Annotated in this window: 18 protein-coding genes; 10 read left to right on the forward strand and 8 right to left on the reverse strand. The window is 44.9% G+C overall.

The annotated features are described in order from the left end of the window. Positions 1–206 precede the first annotated feature (206 nt). Positions 207–2,774, reverse strand: a complete 2,568-nt coding sequence (gene plsB, locus FTV14_RS09040) for a glycerol-3-phosphate 1-O-acyltransferase PlsB (RefSeq protein ID WP_180053794.1) — start codon at positions 2,772–2,774, stop codon at positions 207–209. Between the two features lie 281 nt (positions 2,775–3,055). Here plsB and FTV14_RS09045 point away from each other — a divergent pair, with 281 nt between their 5' ends. Further along, complete coding sequence (locus tag FTV14_RS09045; protein ID WP_180053795.1) at positions 3,056–3,928, forward strand: acyl-CoA thioesterase II; 873 nt, start codon at positions 3,056–3,058, stop codon at positions 3,926–3,928. Positions 3,929–4,071: 143 nt separating this feature from the next. Continuing rightward, the gene (locus FTV14_RS09050; RefSeq protein WP_180053796.1) at positions 4,072–5,310 is read left to right on the forward strand and encodes a dicarboxylate/amino acid:cation symporter; all 1,239 of its coding nucleotides are present in this window, start codon (positions 4,072–4,074) and stop codon (positions 5,308–5,310) included. Here the strand turns inward: FTV14_RS09050 and FTV14_RS09055 are convergent. The 7 genes from FTV14_RS09055 to FTV14_RS09085 all read right to left on the reverse strand — a co-directional run bounded on the left by FTV14_RS09055 (position 5,307) and on the right by FTV14_RS09085 (position 12,511). Then, positions 5,307–5,726 (reverse strand): VOC family protein, encoded by a 420-nt coding sequence (locus FTV14_RS09055; RefSeq protein ID WP_180053797.1) that lies wholly within the window; start codon positions 5,724–5,726, stop codon positions 5,307–5,309. The genes FTV14_RS09050 and FTV14_RS09055 overlap by 4 nt on opposite strands. 97 nt (positions 5,727–5,823) lie before the next feature. Then, positions 5,824–6,768: a metal-dependent hydrolase gene (locus FTV14_RS09060; protein ID WP_166135540.1), complete on the reverse strand. Its 945-nt coding sequence runs from the start codon at positions 6,766–6,768 to the stop codon at positions 5,824–5,826. Positions 6,769–6,870: 102 nt separating this feature from the next. Next, entirely contained in the window at positions 6,871–7,788 is a 918-nt protein-coding gene (yihA, locus tag FTV14_RS09065) for a ribosome biogenesis GTP-binding protein YihA/YsxC (RefSeq protein WP_180053798.1), read from the reverse strand. A gap of 93 nt (positions 7,789–7,881) precedes the next feature. Next, on the reverse strand, positions 7,882–8,322 hold the full coding sequence (locus FTV14_RS09070) for an Rrf2 family transcriptional regulator (protein WP_004786937.1): 441 nt from the start codon (positions 8,320–8,322) through the stop codon (positions 7,882–7,884). Positions 8,323–8,411: 89 nt separating this feature from the next. After that, on the reverse strand, positions 8,412–9,620 hold the full coding sequence (gene hmpA, locus FTV14_RS09075) for an NO-inducible flavohemoprotein (RefSeq protein WP_180053799.1): 1,209 nt from the start codon (positions 9,618–9,620) through the stop codon (positions 8,412–8,414). Positions 9,621–9,772: 152 nt separating this feature from the next. Beyond that, entirely contained in the window at positions 9,773–11,290 is a 1,518-nt protein-coding gene (locus FTV14_RS09080; RefSeq protein ID WP_180053800.1) for a helicase HerA-like domain-containing protein, read from the reverse strand. An 18-nt stretch (positions 11,291–11,308) separates the two neighbouring features. Then, positions 11,309–12,511, reverse strand: coding sequence for a PLP-dependent transferase (locus FTV14_RS09085; RefSeq protein ID WP_180053801.1), 1,203 nt, complete (start codon positions 12,509–12,511; stop codon positions 11,309–11,311). A gap of 162 nt (positions 12,512–12,673) precedes the next feature. On the opposite strand from FTV14_RS09085, the gene FTV14_RS09090 reads away from it, so the two are divergent. The 8 genes from FTV14_RS09090 (at position 12,674) to rplV (ending at position 17,096) form a co-directional block, all read left to right on the forward strand. After that, on the forward strand, positions 12,674–13,408 hold the full coding sequence (locus tag FTV14_RS09090; protein WP_179992772.1) for a type 1 glutamine amidotransferase: 735 nt from the start codon (positions 12,674–12,676) through the stop codon (positions 13,406–13,408). 274 nt (positions 13,409–13,682) lie between these two features. After that, a complete protein-coding gene (gene rpsJ, locus FTV14_RS09095) occupies positions 13,683–13,994 on the forward strand; it encodes a 30S ribosomal protein S10 (protein ID WP_000070912.1) in 312 nt (103 codons plus the stop codon). 60 nt (positions 13,995–14,054) lie between these two features. Next, positions 14,055–14,693, forward strand: coding sequence for a 50S ribosomal protein L3 (gene rplC / locus FTV14_RS09100; protein WP_005233737.1), 639 nt, complete (start codon positions 14,055–14,057; stop codon positions 14,691–14,693). 11 nt (positions 14,694–14,704) lie between these two features. Then, positions 14,705–15,307: a 50S ribosomal protein L4 gene (gene rplD, locus FTV14_RS09105; RefSeq protein ID WP_004786925.1), complete on the forward strand. Its 603-nt coding sequence runs from the start codon at positions 14,705–14,707 to the stop codon at positions 15,305–15,307. After that, on the forward strand, positions 15,304–15,624 hold the full coding sequence (gene rplW / locus FTV14_RS09110; RefSeq protein ID WP_004786923.1) for a 50S ribosomal protein L23: 321 nt from the start codon (positions 15,304–15,306) through the stop codon (positions 15,622–15,624). Before rplD ends, rplW begins: the two co-directional genes overlap by 4 nt. A gap of 11 nt (positions 15,625–15,635) precedes the next feature. Continuing rightward, positions 15,636–16,460 (forward strand): 50S ribosomal protein L2, encoded by an 825-nt coding sequence (rplB, locus tag FTV14_RS09115; RefSeq protein WP_005233738.1) that lies wholly within the window; start codon positions 15,636–15,638, stop codon positions 16,458–16,460. A 19-nt stretch (positions 16,461–16,479) separates the two neighbouring features. Next, positions 16,480–16,755, forward strand: coding sequence for a 30S ribosomal protein S19 (gene rpsS / locus FTV14_RS09120; RefSeq protein ID WP_004673001.1), 276 nt, complete (start codon positions 16,480–16,482; stop codon positions 16,753–16,755). A gap of 11 nt (positions 16,756–16,766) precedes the next feature. Beyond that, entirely contained in the window at positions 16,767–17,096 is a 330-nt protein-coding gene (gene rplV, locus FTV14_RS09125; protein WP_001982638.1) for a 50S ribosomal protein L22, read from the forward strand.

The raw sequence follows: 17,096 nt of genomic DNA on the forward strand, positions 1-17,096 counted from the left end.
GCGCAAGCTTATACATCTGTGTTATGGCGTTTTAAAACATCAGACTGCCTATCAAAGAGATTATTTAGTGGTCGAATAATCTCAAAACCTGATTGACTACCAAGACGGTATCTCATCTCCTAAAAGGAGAGGGAATATTTATCATTTTTATTAATTCTCAAGCAAAAAAAGAGAGGCCAAAACCTCTCTTTTTCTTTAAGTAAACTTTACTTTTTCTTGCGTTTCGCACGTTTCTTGGCTTGTTCAGCCGCAACCGCATCTAGTGCTTCTTTCAACTCTTCATCGGTAAAGGAGGTGATGTGATGCAGCATTTGCAGCTTCACTTCATCCAGTACCAGATCTGCATACTGCGCAACATTGGTCAGCTGCTCATCATAGACAATGGCATTGTCTTCGTTGGTACAAATATAGCCTTTTTGCGTCAGAACCTTAATAAAGCTTTGGAATAAGGCTTTGTCAAAGAATTCTGGTGAGTTGAATTCATACAGTACAGAAAGACGTTGCCCCACCAGATGACTCAGTTCTTCCACCTGACGGGTTGAAATATTGCCTGGGCCACGCTGGGTGATCAAAGCCAGTGTCATATAGTAACGTTCCAGACTTTGGGTTACTGGAGCAGCCAGAACTTCAAGCTGGTGATGCGCTTCAGTATTCGGTGCTGGCGCTACCAGATTTTCACCATCTGCACTGATCAGATTGGTTGCAAGTAAAGCATCGATATAAGCATCAACATGTTGCTGAATTTCGTCTTCTTTCCATTTCAGGAATAGCTCAGCTTTCAGGAATGGATAGAGTGTACTGCTAGCGTTGATCGCATCTTCACGGCGAATCATGCCATTGTGTTCTACCAGTGCCGCAATCAGGGACGGCAATACAAAGCTATGCACGATGTTATTACGGAAATAAGTCAGCAATACGGCCTGATTATCTTCAATGGCAATGATATCGCCCAGAACGTGTTTCACCCGTTTAATCAGCTTGAGCTTCATTGCATAGGCAATAATCTCTTTACCTGAAAGTGAGGTAATTTGCATACGCTCATCATAAGGTAAAGCCACCAGTAGATTACGGTAGGTATCCAGCTGCTTGATACAGATTTCTTCGTCCAGCGTATGTTTCGGTGTTGCCAATAAAATAAGTGACAGCAGTGAAACCGGATTCACCACGACTGCACGGTTGATATTTTCCAGAATGGCTTGGGCAGAACTGTTGACTGCGTCGGATACTGGCTGCGGAATCGGATCATCATTCTTTTCAATTTTGATATGTTCTGCACCATGCTGTTTCAGGATGTCATCCAGAAATACCGGTTCACCGAAGTTCAGATGGACCTTGCCAAAAATACGTTCAATTTTGCGCAAGGTTTTCAGGATGCCAAAAATAGATTCTGCTTCTTTCGGCTTGCCATTCATCTCACCGACATAAGTACCACCTTCCATCAGGCGTTCATAGCCGATATAAGTCGGAACAAAGACAATTGGCTTAGCTTTGCCACGTAAATGACCATGTACGGTCATCGCCAGCATGCCGGTTTTTGGTGGCAGCAGACGACCAGTACGTGAACGGCCACCTTCGATAAAGTATTCCAGTGGAGTATTACGCGACAGCACGCTATACAGATATTCTTTAAATACGGTGGTATAGAGTGCATTACCGCGGAAGGTACGACGGATAAAGAAAGCACCACCACCCCGTAAGATCTGACCCACAAATGGCATGTTCAGGTTATCGCCTGCCGCAATATAAGGCACCATCAGACCACGACGATAAATCACATAAGACAATAATAAATAGTCGATATGACTGCGGTGACATGGCGTATAGACAATTTCATAATCTTTGGCCAGTTCACGCACGGTACTGAAATTATGTACTTCCACGCCGTCATAGAGCTGGGTCCATAAACGGGTCAGGGCTTTATCGGCGAAACGTACGGTAGAGTGAGAGTAGTCCGATACAATTTCATTCAGATAGCCAATCGCACGACGTTCTGCTTCCAGCATACTGATTTTGCTGCGGATGCTTTCATTACGAATAGCCGCCTGTACATCCGGAGATTTAATCAGGCCATGCATCACATTACGGCGATCTGACAGGTCAGGGCCGAGGATCACTTCACGCTGTGCATCCAAATAGTCATTCAGACGGCTGACAATATAGGTCGCTGGCGCTGAATTTGGATAAGTTTCTTTGGCAAATTCCATGAGGGCGCGCAAAGATTGTGGCTCATGAAACTCCAGATAAGACTGGCGACCATGCAGACCGATATTGACCAGCTGTTTGACCCGGCTTGGCGTAGACCAGGTATCGGTAAATAAAAGCTTGAACCAAGAATCTTCTTTTTCAGGATCACGACCCCAAAGTACAGTCACCGGTACCAGTTCCACATCCAGTTCGGGATTTTTTTCTAGGACTTCAATCAGGCGTAACAGGCGTGGAGGAAAAGCATGTGGTGGTGAGCTAAGCAGATTATTCTCATCATGATGCTGCAGGAACAGAACCGAAGCCTTTTCCTTGCTGTCACCAATCTGTAGAGGGTCGAGCGCAGGCGGCATGTTTAAACGGCGAGTTTCCGCATCGACCACCAATGCATTACTGCGTGAATGATTCTGCAAGATATAACAGACGATTTTCTGCTGCGCTGCCGGAGTCTGGTCAGCAGTAGGAGCTGTCACTTCACTTGGTACTTCCCCAAGAACATGCGGGGTGACCACAAGATCAAGTAGCTTACTTGAAAGCTTGCGATACATTTGACCAAAGCCACTCTTGGACATAGTTACTCCTAATTTTACTGACCAAACTACAGAATTTCTGAGGGAATTTATTTTGATTGATTATAAAAACAAACAATATGTCATTTTCTGACAAATTCAATCGAAGTGGTTCAATTTTAGCGCGAAAGCAGATGTTTTTCCTAGTAAGTTGCAAGACCAGTTGACAGAACAGTCAATCAATCTTTAGAAGATTGCTTGGATTTTATGGCAGAATATTCAGAATAAATTGTATAGATTTATTTCTACACTTCTGGATCTTGCCAATATCACACAGGTTGCTTATGAATGCCTTAACACAGGAACTGGTCGAGCTGCTCAGTTTAGAAAAGTTAGAAGAAAATATTTTCCGGGGAATTAGCCGTAATCTGGTAGGCAAGCGCGTATTTGGTGGACAGGTTCTGGGACAGGCCCTACGTGCTGCATCTTATACTACAGATCGTCCTGCGCATTCATTGCATGCCTATTTCCTGTTTGGTGGCGATGTCAATGCACCGATCATTTATGAAGTGGATCGTATCCGTGATGGAAAAAGCTTTGTCAGCCGTCAGGTTCGTGCCATTCAGCATGGCCGTACTATCTTCATGTGTATGGTTTCCTTTGCGCATCAGGAAGAAGGTCTGAACTATCAGATTTCAGAACCTGAGTATCCACCAGCAGAAAGCCTGAAAAATGAAGCAGAGCTCACCCGGCAGATTATTGAATTTATTCCGGAAAATGTGCGTGCTTCTTTCATGCGTGACCGTCATGTCGAAATTCGCCCTGTAATGCCAGTGAATCCATTCCAGCCGCAACCGGAAGCGCCAAATTATGCGCACTATATCCGTACTCATGGAAAGATTGCTGCAGAAGTGGATGAGATTTCCCTGCATCAGGCGATTGCTGCTTTCTATTCGGACTTTACCCTAATGACCACAGCGCTGCGTCCGCATGGTTTAAGTTATCTGTCTCCAAGCTTGCAATGTGCCAGTATTGATCATGCCATGTATTTCCATAAAACATTCCGGGTAGATGAATGGATGTTATACGACATGGATGCTACTCAAAGTGCCAGTTCACGTGGTCTGAACTTTGGCCGCATGTGGCAAAATGGTGAGCTGGTCTGCAGTACCACACAAGAAGGCCTGATCCGTTTACGTGAAATTGAAACCCAGTAAAGCATACTTTTAATTTAAATAAAGCCGGATCCCAGATCCGGCTTTATACATTTTTAAGCACGGCTCTTTATAAAAAATTACTCGATTCTCCAGCACTTGCATGGCATAGTGCCCTTAAGATCAATATTAAAAATGCATGTGAAATGAGCTTAAATACGCAGATTTTAATTGCCGCCGTATTGGGGGTACTGTTTGGATTTTTACTGACTTTATTTCCGCAAAGCACATTTTTTGATGTCGGCCTGTACGGGATTGGAATTGCCAGCAGCCTTTTTATTGGCCTGCTGAAAATGATTTTGATTCCCCTGATTTTTACCTCAATTGTGGTTGGGGTCTCTAATCTGCAGGCGGGGGGGCAGCTGAGTCGAACCTGGAAAATTACTTTGCTGTGCTGTGTGACCACCACCTCATTGGCACTGATTTTAGGGCTAACCTGTGCGCATCTGTTTAATGTGGGGAGAGGTGTGGATGTGGTGATGTTTCAGGATGCTATGGCTCAGCATCAGACTCCTGATACTTTAACGCCGTCGTCTTTCTTTACTAATTTTATTCAGAATACCCTGATCAATCCCTTTAAGGCCTTTGCTGATGGCAATGTTTTGGCCGTTGTGATTTTTGCTCTGTTTATCGGTGTGGCGCTGGTCGCAGGTGGAGACAGCTTCCGTACTGTGCGTAAGCTGAGTCACCAGTTTTTTGACATCATGATGTTGATGATTGGCTGGATCATGAAACTGGCACCGATTGGGATTTTTGCATTACTCGCCAAGTTAATTGCCACTGAAGATATTTCAGTGCTGAGCCGTCTGGCCGAGTTTGCGGCAGTGGTGACAGGCACTACGATTTTCCATGGGATAGTGGTGTTGCCGTTATTACTATGGCTCTTCGGAAAAATGAATCCGCTAACCTTTTTTAAAGGCACCCGTAGTGCATTAATTACCGCCTTTGCCACCAGTTCCAGTTCGGCAACCATGCCGATTTCTTTAAAATGCGCGCAGGAAAATCTGGGCGTACGTCCGCAAACAGCCGGTTTTGTAATTCCTCTTGGCACGCAGCTGAATATGGATGGAACAGCACTTTATGAAGCAGCCGCAGCTTTGTTTATTGCCAATCTGATGGGACTGGATCTAACCTTAGGTCAGCAACTAGTGGTTTGTGCCACGGCAATGATTGCGTCCCTAGGTGCACCAGGCATTCCAAGCGCTGGCATGGTCACCATGATCATGGTGCTGCAATCAGTGGGTTTGCCGGCAGAAGCCATTGCGATTCTACTTCCGATTGACCGTCTGCTGGATACCGTACGTACTGTGGTAAATGTACAGGGTGATATGATGATTAGTGTAGTGGTGGACCGCCATACCCGAGAACCTGAAGTGCCGGTTTAATCTTTGTCAAAGTCCGGGTTCCAGACAATTTCCCAGAGATGACCATTGGGATCCTGAAAATAACCTGCATATCCGCCATAAAAAGTCGTGTGTGCAGGTTTAATAATTTTAGCGCCGGCACGTTCAGCCTGTGCCATTGCCTGGTCGACTTCTAAGGGACTATAAACATTATGCCCCAGAGTCATTTGCGTCGGACAGATTGGGCTTGGCTCCAGACCGGTATCTTGCTGGATACTACGCTGTGGCCATAAGGCAAGCTTAAGACCAGATTGTAATTGAATAAAAGCCACCGCGCCATATTCAAACTCTTCACCCATAATTCCTTCACTGGGAAAACCCAGTCCGTCACGGTAAAAGCGTAGTGAAGCTTCCAGATCGAGCACACCGAGGGTAATCACAGAAATCCGTGCTTGCATAAGTCCCTCCTGATTATGATTGTTATATTTCTATCTTAGGACAAATAAAAAGCAGGGAAGCGATCCCTGCTGTTAGAAATTGTAATAACAGGCAAGCTTAAGCGACTTTGAGAGTAGCGCGTTTGGCTGCCTGTGAATGGTTGAGATAATGCAGCGCATCATCGGTACTGCCTTCATGCACCGGATCATACCAAGGCATTAAATAACCGAGCTGTTGGGATACTAACCACAGCGGGTTAGGCAGAAGGCGGTTATCTGACTGGGAAATACGCAACCATTCTTTCCAGATCCAGGGTTTATATACGGCTGGCTTATACTGCTTGAAACGTGAATCCTGCGATAACAGATGTGCAGCACCATCCACCCAAAGGCCAATTACACCAATAATGACCACCACACTTAGATAATAACGGGCAATATAGCCGCCACCTAGGTGACGATATAAATCAAAAGCCACACTACGATGTTCAATTTCTTCAGCACCATGCCATTTCACCAGATCCAGCATATTCGGATCAGCACCCAGACGTTCCCATTCAGTATTGTAGAGTGCGTATTTACCCAGGACACAGGTCATGTGTTCTATCGTCGCAATGATACCGAGACGGAACAGATCCCATTGGTGTTCTAAGATTTTAGGAATTTTGAGACCGAATGGATGATCGGCTAGGAGCTTGTTAAATAGGAAATGCATGATGTGCAGATTGCGCTGGATATCAATCTGACGTTCAGATAAATATTCTTTATTGGCCGAATTATGCGCTTGGGCATGCATGGCTTCCTGACGGATAAATGCCTGCACATCATGCTTTAATTTTTCGTCAGTGATCTGGGGAAGGACTTTGTTATATAAACGGCAGAACCAGAGTTCACCCGCGGGCAGAATATTATTAATTTCATTGACGAAGTAACTGGCAAAGGGCTGATCAGGAATCCAGTCGACTGGAGTGTCTTGCCATTCAAAGCTGACTTTGCGAGGCTGGATAAAATAGGAAATGGAAGAGCCAATTCTTGTTGTTTTGAAGCGCGAAAGTAAAGACATGGTGTGAATCCATCACTGCTTGATCAAGACAGTATGAAAAAAATATCCCGAATTGCGGCAGGCAATACGGGACATTCTTTTATCCGATGAAACACATTCGGCTTATTTTTGTGGATCCTGTTCGACAATCTTTGTTGGATCGGCTTCCACAGGTGCATCCAGATCATTCAGTTCACTGGCAGTGACTTCATGAGCGCTGTTGGTCTCATCTTCATCTTCTAATAATTCAATTGGTTCATCAGCTTCATTTAAATCATGCATTGAAGCTTCAGGAATGCTGTCCAGATCAAATTCAGGTGTTTGATTCAAAGTGAAGTTCAAACGGCCGCCCATCACACTGGCCAGTTCTTCCAGACCTTGCTTGTTTAGAGAAGAGAATAGTTGAATCGAGAAATCCAGCTTCATCTTTTTCAGTTTGACTTTCACTTCTTGTAGCGCTTTCGAAGCGGGGCCACGGTTCAGCTTGTCGGCTTTGGTCAGCAGCACATGTACGAATAATTTACGTGAATACGCCCATTCCAGCATCATCACATCAAAGTGTTGTAGCGGATGACGGATATCCATCAGCAACACCAGACCTTGCAGGCTCTTGCGGTGAATCAGATAGTTTTCCAGTTCTTTCTGCCAGACAATTTTCATGGCTTCTGGGACCGCTGCATAACCATAACCCGGTAAATCGACTAGGCGCTGATCCGGATTGCCAAGGCTAAAGAAGTTGATCATCTGGGTACGGCCTGGTTTTTTGGACGCACGGGCCAACTGTTTCTGATTGGTCAGGGCATTGATGGCACTCGATTTACCCGCATTGGAACGGCCAGCAAAAGCCACCTCATAACCGGTATCTTCTACACACAAGCTGAGCTTGGGTGCACTCATCAGGAACTCAGCTTTGCGTAACCAGTTGAGGGCTTGTACCGAATATTCAGTAATGGCTGGATCGACCTTTTTTTCATAGCTGATCTTTTGCTTTGGGGCATTTGATGCCTTACTGTTTTTCGACTTTCCTCTGCTGTGATGCATGGCTCAACTTCAATGACTAATTATACAAGAAGCTATTATAAAGGAAGTCGGGCGGGCAAGCGAACTTTAGAATTGCCCAATAGAATAAGGGTATTAGAGATTGATCAGGCTAATTGGTGACTGGATACTAAAATGTTCCTTGGTCGGTTCAACGACATCACCCAGAATATATTGATCCAGACTGGTGTAGAACTGCTCCACAGCCTGATCCAGAATGCCTTTTAATCCGCAATTGGTACGTAATACACAGGGTGGATCATTACATTCCACAATCTGGTTGTCACGTTGCAGAATACGCACAATCTGTCCTAGCTGAACTTTCAGGGCAGCCGGATTAAGACGGATTCCACCGCCTTTACCGCGAGAGGTAATGAGCCAGTCCTGTTTCGCCATAAAGTAGGCAATTTTCATGGCATGGTTCTGTGAAATCTGTAAGCGCTCCGCCAGCTCGGCAATCGTATAAGGCAGATCGCGGGGTTGTGCAACATACATCAGTATGCGCAGCGCATAGTCAGTAAATTTATTCAGTTGCATGATAATACTGATGTTTTTGATGAAAAAAATTAGGGTTAGTCTAGCATACCAGGCTAACCCTCTGTTTTTATTTTAAGCTGAAGAAGCAGTTAGTGGCGTACACCACCTGTGCCAAAGGCTTCGCTATGAATGTTCTCAGCAGGAATTCCGCGAGCGACAAGCGCCTTTTGCTGTTCAGCCATAAATGGCATTGGGCCACAGAGATAGTAGTCTGCATTGGCTGGTAATAATGCGCTATCTACAGTGCTTAAGTCCAGTCGACCGGCAACATCATAATCCTCGCCCAGTTTATCGCTTGGGTGCGGGAATTCATAAGCAGTCATTGTGCTTAAACGTGGATATTTGGCTTTCAGGTCATGAATATGCTGTTTCATCGCATGAACCTGTTTGCTACGGCAGGCATGGATGAAAGTCACAGGTTGTGGCATGTCCAGAGTCACCAGCTGGTTTAGCATGGCCACCATTGGAGTCAGGCCTACACCGCCACTGATAAACACATTACGTTTGTTCGGATCGATCAGGTAGAAGTTACCTGTTGGTGCAGAGACTTCAATTTCTGAACCTTCTGGAAGGCTATGTAAAGTATTCGATACCCAGCCTGGAACCATGTCGCCTTTCTGATCTTCACGTTTCACGGAAATACGCAGGTAATCCGCTTGTGGGCAAGTTGACAGGGTGTATTGGCGTGGCTGTCTCAGGTTCAGCTCAGGTACAAATACACGTACTGAAATGTATTGGCCGGCTTCATATTTTGGTAATGGACCGCCGTCGACTGGAGCCAGGTAGAAAGAAGTGATTTCGTCACTTTCCACGACTTTCTTGGCAATCTTGAAGTTGCGCCAGCCTAACCAGCTGCCTTTAGTCTGTTCATGCTGATCATAGATCGCTTTTTCAGTGGCAATGAACAGATCCGCCAGTTGACCGTACGCTGTAGCCCAAGCATCAATCAGTGGATCATCCATCGAAATGTTCAGCACTTCACTGATCGAATGTAAAAGGTTTTCCCCAACGATACCGTAGTCCGGTGCCTTAATGTTTAAGCTCACGTGCTTGTGTGCGATCAGCTCAACCACGGGTAACAGCACAGATGGATCTTCGATATTTTCAGCATAAGCCAGAACCGCACCTGCCAAGGCTTGTGCTTGAGCTCCACTGCGTTGATGTCCCATGTTAAAGGTTTCTTTCAAATCAGGATTATTGCCTAGCATGCGGTTATAGAAATAACCGGTCAGGGCGACCCCATTTTCACGAAGTACAGGAACAGTGGCTTTTACAAGGTCAATTTGCTGTGGAGTCATAGTTGATCTCTCATGGCTGTTATTTATAAGATGTATTTAAAATACATCTTATAAAGCGCTTTTACAATATAGTAAAAGCATAAAACCATAAAAAAATTATGGGATATAAAAATATCCCATAAAAATGATGTTTTCGATCGGAGAAAGGAAGGTTATTTGCGCCCGAAGAGGGAACCTAATAGACCACGCACAATTTTCTGTCCGGTACTACCACCCAGACTACGTGCTGCACTTTTGGCAAAGGTACCCACAATATCCTGTGTGAGTTTTTCACGTTGCTTGACTGCACGTTCAGCTTCTTTTTGCTGTTCACGTGCCAAACGTTCCTGTTCCTTGGCTTGCTGCTTGGCAAGTTCCGCGGCTTGAATCTGCTGCTGACGTTCCAGTACTTTTTGCTGCAGCATCTCATGTGCACTGTCACGGTCAACTTCCTGCTCATAAATACCAGCGACAATGCTTTGTTGCATCAGTGCCTTACGTTCTTCTAGTGTAATTGAGCTAAAAGAAGAATGTGGGGGCATGATCCAGCCACGTTCCACAATCTGTGGAGTCCCTTTTTCATCCAGACAGCTAATCAGCGCTTCACCCACAGCAAGTTCAGTAATCGCTTCCTGCACTTTAAATTCTGGATTGGCACGGAAGGTATCTGCTGCCGTTTTGACTGCCTTCTGGTCTTTAGGTGTGAAAGCGCGTAAAGCATGCTGAATACGGTTGCCGAGTTGTCCTAATACGCTTTCAGGTAAATCCAGTGGATTCTGGGTGACAAAATAAATCCCCACACCTTTGGAGCGGATCAGACGCACCACCTGTTCAATCTTTTCCTGCAGGGCGGGGCTGGCATTATCAAAGAGTAGGTGGGCTTCATCAAAGAAGAACACCAGTTTCGGTTTGTCCAGATCACCCACTTCTGGTAACTGTTCAAATAACTCTGACAGCATCCATAGCAGGAAAGTGGCGTACAACTTCGGTGTATTCATCAGCTTGTCGGCAGCCAGCAAATTGATATTGCCGCGGCCTTGGCTATCCGTTTGCAGGAAATCCATCAGGTCGAGTGCTGGCTCGCCAAAGAATTTATCCCCGCCTTGATCTGCAAGTGCCAATAAATTGCGTTGAATCGCACCGAGGCTGGCGGGGGAGAGATTGCCATATTCCGCTTTAAAGTCTGCAGCATGTTCGCTGACATAGCTGAGCATGGCTTTCAGGTCTTTAAAATCGATCAGTAACAAGCCCTGATCGTCGGCAATTCGGAAGACTGCCGAGAGAACGCCTTCTTGCGTGTCATTCAGGTTCAGGATGCGGGCAAGCAAGAGTGGCCCAATTTCAGAAATCGTAGTACGGACCGGATGGCCTTGTTCACCAAACAGATCCCAGAATACGACCGGCGAAGCTTCAAAAGGAATCGAATCAATATTCAGACTTTTAATACGTTCATCAAACTTAGGATTACTTTCGCCTGGCTTGGCCAGGCTGGAAACATCGCCTTTGGCATCGGCAAGGAACACGGGTACACCAATGCGAGAAAAGTTTTCTGCCAAAACTTTCAAGGTTACCGTTTTGCCGGTTCCGGTCGCGCCGGCAATCAGTCCGTGACGGTTGGCAAGCTGTGAGTGCAGTACAATATCTTGCGTAGTATCACTGGTTTTTTTTGCAATAATGATTGGTGTACCCATAAATTTTCCTGTTGTTATTTATTCATTTTTAAGTTTTTTCATTTCTTGTAGTGCATGCTGAATATCTTCAATCAGATCTTCCGGATGTTCCAGACCAATACAGAAACGAACCAGAAAACCCTCCTTCAAATGTGAATGTTCAAGCACACGCATTTCTTTTAAGTTATATAGCATGACCAGACTGACAGGACCACCCCAGCTAAAGCCAAGCTTAAACAGTTTTAAGCTGTCACAGAAATTGCGAATATCTTGCAACTTGTAGTTATTGTCAAAAATCACGCTGACCACTCCGGCACTGTGTCCTTGCTTGCAAATTTCTTTCCAGTTTTTATGGCCAGCATTGTCAGTATCAGCCGGATGTAAGACCTGAACAAATTCTGGTTGCTGTTTGAGCCAGTCTAATAAAGTTAAGCAGCTTTGTGATTGATGTTCATATCGGAGTTGCATCGATGCCAGACTTCGTTGTACCTGAGCGACATCATCACCTGATACTGAAATACCCTGAATGGCATGCGCACGGAACAACTTGTGGTGCAGTTCTTTATTGCGCGTAACCACTGAACCCATCAGGATATCACCGCCACCACTTGGATATTTAGTCAGGGCATGCACGGTCATATCGACACTTAAGTGTTCATTGCCAAAATCAAAAGCATTAAAGGCAAGACCTGCACCCCAGGTATTATCCAGCGCAGTGAGAATGTTGTTAGCTTGAGCTTTCTTGACCAAGCGACTTAAATCGGGAAATTCTAAAGTCACGGAACCCGCCGCTTCAAGCCAAAGTAGTTTGGCTTTTTCCGAGGGCTGAAAAGTATCCGCATCTATCGCATTATAGACTTTGACCTGAATACCATAGCGGGTTTCCAGATTACGTAAATGTTCCATGTTTGGACCATAGATATTATCTGCAACCCACACTTCATCGCCTTGGCTTAAAAAACAAGAATTCACGAGATTAATCGCGGATAAACCACTCGGTGCCAGCAAGCAATATTGACCGCCTTCGATCTGGGCAATGCTATCGCCTAAGGTAAATGTCGTCGGTGTACCATGCGTGCCATAGCTATAGTCATAGTCATCAGTCCAGTGGCGATTAAATAGGGCATCAGTATTGTTAAAGATGATGGTGGATGCACGAAACAGGGGAGGTTGAATACTGGAGATATATTGCGGGGCCTTTCGTGGTGCATGAATCAGCGCTGTTTGAGGATTTTTTTTCACGTGAATGCTCTTAAATGTAATCAAATATTGCTTTAGCTTAAGAGAATCTCATTATTGCTGCCAGTTATGTTGTGAAATGTTGAAAAAATTGACATTGCTAAAAAGTTGGCTTCATTTTTGCAAAACCTAAAATCAGAGAGCTACAACAAAAGGTTTAGGCGCATGAAGTCGCAGTTAAAAGTACATTATTTTCAGCATATTGCTGGCGAGGGTTTTGGTAGTTGTATTGATTTTTTAAAGCAGCATCAGGCGCAAATTACTGCGACTGAATTCTTTGCTTTACCCGTCGATCGTCCACTCGATATAGAAGCTTTACCAGCAGTTGAAGAAGTTGATTTGCTGATCATCATGGGAGGCACCATGAGTGTCAATGATGAGGCAAATTATCCATGGCTCAAGATCGAAAAACGCTGGTTACGCCGTTATCTTTCTCAAGGCAAACCGGCGATTGGCCTATGTTTAGGTGGGCAGCTGATTGCCAATGCCTTGGGTGCGGCCGTCAGCCGTAACCAGGAGCAGGAGTTAGGCTGGACCACGGTACGCAAAGTCGCGCATGTACCCGAGGATTGTTTTATTTTACCTGAACAGTTTGAAATTATGCAGTGGCATAGTGAAACCTTTGAACTACCTAAAGGGGCAATTCATCTGGCAGAAAATGAAGCCTGTCGTAATCAGATGTATCAACTCGGCAAGAATGTCTTGGGGTTCCAGTTTCATCCGGAAATCACCCCGGAAACTTTAAAGCTGTTTTTGGAAAATGAAGAAGAAATTTCACAATTTTCTGGAAAATATGTACAGGACATCCAACAACTGAAAAGAACAACCAAAAATAATTTTATCCAAGGAAATCAAATACTAAATCAAGCTATTCAGTATGTTTTGGAAAAAACGGCCTAGTGGGTAAAAAATAAACAATTGATTTCCCGAATAAATTGAAATACAGCAAGAAAAACTCTAAAAGGGATTTGCTTATGCAATAAACAATGGCTATAATAAGCGACCCTTCAATAGGAAGGGGGTTAACTACGAAGAAAGTAGTTAACTATCGTTACAGTCGTGGCATCGATCACGACCTTAGTGATATTTCACTGCTCTTGACACTTGCCTTAAAATAGTGGGGTGAGATGCGTCAAGAGTGATTCTTTATATATTTGGCTTGGAGTTAACTGGTATGTCTAACCAGAGAATTCGTATCCGTCTTAAGTCTTTTGATCACCGTCTTATTGATCAATCAGCTCAAGAAATCGTAGAAACAGCAAAACGTACTGGCGCACAAGTTTGTGGTCCAATTCCAATGCCTACACGCATTGAACGTTTTAACGTTTTAACATCACCACACGTTAACAAAGATGCGCGTGACCAATACGAGATCCGCACTTACAAACGTTTGATCGACATCGTTCAACCTACAGACAAAACTGTAGATGCATTGATGAAGTTAGATCTTGCAGCTGGTGTTGATGTTCAGATCGCATTGGGTTAAGGCTTTCGGGTTAATTAACGCTCTAAGTTAATTAGGCCGCTTTTTTAGAGGTTTATGCACATGGCTATTGGTTTAGTCGGTCGCAAGTGCGGTATGACACGTATCTTTACAGATGCTGGTGTTTCTGTGCCTGTTACAGTGATTGAGGTTGATCCTAACCGCATCACTCAAATCAAAACGCTTGAAACTGATGGTTATCAAGCGATTCAAATCACTACTGGTGAACGTCGCGAATCTCGCGTAACTAACGCTCAGAAAGGTCACTTCGCGAAAGCTGGTGTTGCTGCTGGCCGTCTGGTTCAAGAATTCCGCGTTTCAGAAGCTGAGCTTGAAGGTCGTGAAGTTGGCGCTACTATCGGTGTAGATCTGTTCACAGTTGGTCAAATTGTTGACGTAACTGGTCAGTCTAAAGGTAAAGGTTTCCAAGGTGGTGTTAAGCGTTGGAACTTCCGTACTCAAGACGCTACTCACGGTAACTCTGTTTCTCACCGTGTTCTAGGTTCTACAGGTCAAAACCAGACTCCTGGTCGCGTGTTCAAAGGCAAAAAAATGGCTGGCCATTTAGGTGCTGAACGCGTAACTGTACAGGGTCTTGAAATTGTATCTATCGACGCAGAACGTTCAGTTCTAGTAGTTAAAGGTGCGATTCCTGGCGCTACTGGTGGCGACGTAACTGTTCGTCCTACGATCAAGGCCTGAGGGGAAATAACGTGAATTTAAATACTGTTTCCGGCTCTGCTGTTGAATTATCAGAAGTTGCGTTCGGTCGTGAATTTAATGAAGCTCTTGTACACCAAGTTGTTACAGCTTACTTAGCTGGTGGTCGTCAAGGTTCTAAAGCTCAGAAATCACGTGCAGACGTTTCTGGCGGTGGTAAAAAACCATTCCGTCAAAAAGGTACTGGCCGCGCTCGTGCTGGTTCTATTCGTAGCCCAATCTGGGTTGGCGGTGGTAAAACTTTTGCTGCTCGTCCACAAGACTGGTCTCAAAAAGTAAACCGTAAAATGTACCGCGGTGCTATGCAATGCATCCTGGCTGAACTTGTTCGTCAAGATCGCTTAGTTCTAGTTGAAGAGTTTGCTGTTGCAGCTCCAAAAACTAAAGAATTGCTTGCAAAACTTAACGACTTGAATGCTACTCGTGCATTGATCGTTACTGATGCTGTTGATGAGAACTTGTATCTAGCTGCTCGTAACCTTCCACACGTTGATGTGGTTGATGCGACTGCAATCGATCCTGTTAGCTTGATCGCGTTCGATAAAGTTGTTATGTCTGTAGCTGCTGCTAAGAAAATTGAGGTAGAACTCGGATGAACAACGAACGTTTATATCAAGTCCTGCAAGGACCTGTTTTCTCAGAAAAAGCACAAGTTTTAGGTGAAACTGCTGGTGTTCAAGTATTCAAAGTTGCACTTGATGCAAACAAGCTTGAAATCAAAAAAGCAGTGGAACAATTGTTTGGTGTAGAAGTTGTTAAAGTTAACACTACGATCACTAAAGGTAAAACTAAACGCTTTGGTAAAACATTAGGACGTCGTTCTGATGTTAAAAAAGCATACGTCACCCTGAAAGCTGGCCAAGATGTTGAAATGGCTGACTTGGGCGATGCCGCTGAAAGCGCAGCGGAATAAGGACGAAAACTATGCCTATTCAAAAATGTAAGCCAACGTCTCCAGGACGTCGCTTTGTAGAGAAAGTGGTTCATGATCACCTTCACAAAGGCGCGCCTTATGCTCCACTAGTTGAAGCTAAAAAACGTACTGGCGGCCGTAATAACAACGGTCACATTACGACTCGTCACGTTGGTGGCGGTCACAAACAACACTACCGTTTAATCGACTTCAAACGTAACAAAGACGGCATCCCAGCTGTAGTTGAGCGTATTGAATACGATCCAAACCGTACTGCGCACATTGCGTTGTTGAAGTATGCTGACGGTGAACGTCGCTACATCATCGCGCCTAAAGGTTTACGCGCTGGTGATTCAGTTCAATCTGGTAACGATGCTCCAATCCGTCCAGGTAACTGCTTGCCACTTCGCAACATGCCTATCGGTTCTACTCTTCACAACATCGAACTTAAAATCGGTAAAGGCGCGCAGTTAGCTCGTTCAGCTGGTACTTCTGTTCAGTTGTTGGGTCGTGACGGTTCCTACGCTATCGTTCGTCTTCGTTCAGGCGAGATGCGTAAAATTCATGTTGAATGCCGCGCTGTGTTAGGTGAAGTATCTAACTCAGAAAGCAACCTTCGCTCACTAGGTAAAGCTGGTGCATCACGCTGGCGTGGTGTTCGTCCTACCGTTCGTGGTATGGCGATGAACCCAGTTGATCACCCACACGGTGGTGGTGAAGGGCGTAACAAAGGTATTCAACCTGTAAGCCCATGGGGTCAAAAAGCTAAAGGGTACAAAACACGTACCAACAAGCGTACGACTAAGATGATTATTCGCGACCGTCGCGTTAAGTAACAAGTAAAGGAATCTGACAATGCCTCGTTCTCTGAAAAAAGGCCCATTCGTCGATGCGCACTTGTTCGCTAAGGTTGAAGCGGCTATCGCGGCTAATAACCGTAAGCCGATCAAAACTTGGTCGCGTCGTTCGATGATCCTCCCGGATTTTGTTGGTTTAACAATTTCTGTACACAATGGCCGTAACCATGTTCCAGTGATCATCTCTGAACATATGGTTGGACACAAGCTTGGTGAATTTGCACCGACTCGTACCTACCGTGGTCACGGTGTTGACAAGAAATCTAAACGTTAATAGGTGCTATGATGGAAGTAACTGCTAAATTACGCGGTGCCGCTATCTCGGCACAAAAAGCTCGTTTGGTTGCAGATCTTATCCGCGGCAAATCTGTTGCGCACGCTCTTAACATCTTAAACTTCAGCAACAAAAAAGCTGCAGTATTGGTTAAGAAAGCGTTGGAATCTGCAATTGCAAACGCTGAACATAATAACAGTTTAGATGTAGACGACCTTAAAGTTTCTACGATCTACGTTGATGAAGGCATGAGCCTGAAACGTATTATGCCACGTGCTAAAGGCCGTGCAGATCGTATTACTAAGCGTACTTGTCACATCACCGTTAAGGTAGGGGTTTGA

The sequence above is a fragment of the Acinetobacter sp. YH12236 genome (assembly GCF_013417645.1).
In the GTDB taxonomy this organism is placed as follows: domain Bacteria; phylum Pseudomonadota; class Gammaproteobacteria; order Pseudomonadales; family Moraxellaceae; genus Acinetobacter.

Coding starts and splice junctions, on each gene's coding strand:
- plsB (WP_180053794.1), bottom strand. CDS start 2,774: ATGTCCAAGAGTGGCTTTGGTCAAATGTATCGCAAGCTTTCAAGTAAG.
- FTV14_RS09045 (WP_180053795.1), top strand. CDS start 3,056: ATGAATGCCTTAACACAGGAACTGGTCGAGCTGCTCAGTTTAGAAAAG.
- FTV14_RS09050 (WP_180053796.1), top strand. CDS start 4,072: ATGAGCTTAAATACGCAGATTTTAATTGCCGCCGTATTGGGGGTACTG.
- FTV14_RS09055 (WP_180053797.1), bottom strand. CDS start 5,726: ATGCAAGCACGGATTTCTGTGATTACCCTCGGTGTGCTCGATCTGGAA.
- FTV14_RS09060 (WP_166135540.1), bottom strand. CDS start 6,768: ATGTCTTTACTTTCGCGCTTCAAAACAACAAGAATTGGCTCTTCCATT.
- yihA (WP_180053798.1), bottom strand. CDS start 7,788: ATGCATCACAGCAGAGGAAAGTCGAAAAACAGTAAGGCATCAAATGCC.
- FTV14_RS09070 (WP_004786937.1), bottom strand. CDS start 8,322: ATGCAACTGAATAAATTTACTGACTATGCGCTGCGCATACTGATGTAT.
- hmpA (WP_180053799.1), bottom strand. CDS start 9,620: ATGACTCCACAGCAAATTGACCTTGTAAAAGCCACTGTTCCTGTACTT.
- FTV14_RS09080 (WP_180053800.1), bottom strand. CDS start 11,290: ATGGGTACACCAATCATTATTGCAAAAAAAACCAGTGATACTACGCAA.
- FTV14_RS09090 (WP_179992772.1), top strand. CDS start 12,674: ATGAAGTCGCAGTTAAAAGTACATTATTTTCAGCATATTGCTGGCGAG.
- rpsJ (WP_000070912.1), top strand. CDS start 13,683: ATGTCTAACCAGAGAATTCGTATCCGTCTTAAGTCTTTTGATCACCGT.
- rplC (WP_005233737.1), top strand. CDS start 14,055: ATGGCTATTGGTTTAGTCGGTCGCAAGTGCGGTATGACACGTATCTTT.
- rplW (WP_004786923.1), top strand. CDS start 15,304: ATGAACAACGAACGTTTATATCAAGTCCTGCAAGGACCTGTTTTCTCA.
- rplB (WP_005233738.1), top strand. CDS start 15,636: ATGCCTATTCAAAAATGTAAGCCAACGTCTCCAGGACGTCGCTTTGTA.
- rpsS (WP_004673001.1), top strand. CDS start 16,480: ATGCCTCGTTCTCTGAAAAAAGGCCCATTCGTCGATGCGCACTTGTTC.
- rplV (WP_001982638.1), top strand. CDS start 16,767: ATGGAAGTAACTGCTAAATTACGCGGTGCCGCTATCTCGGCACAAAAA.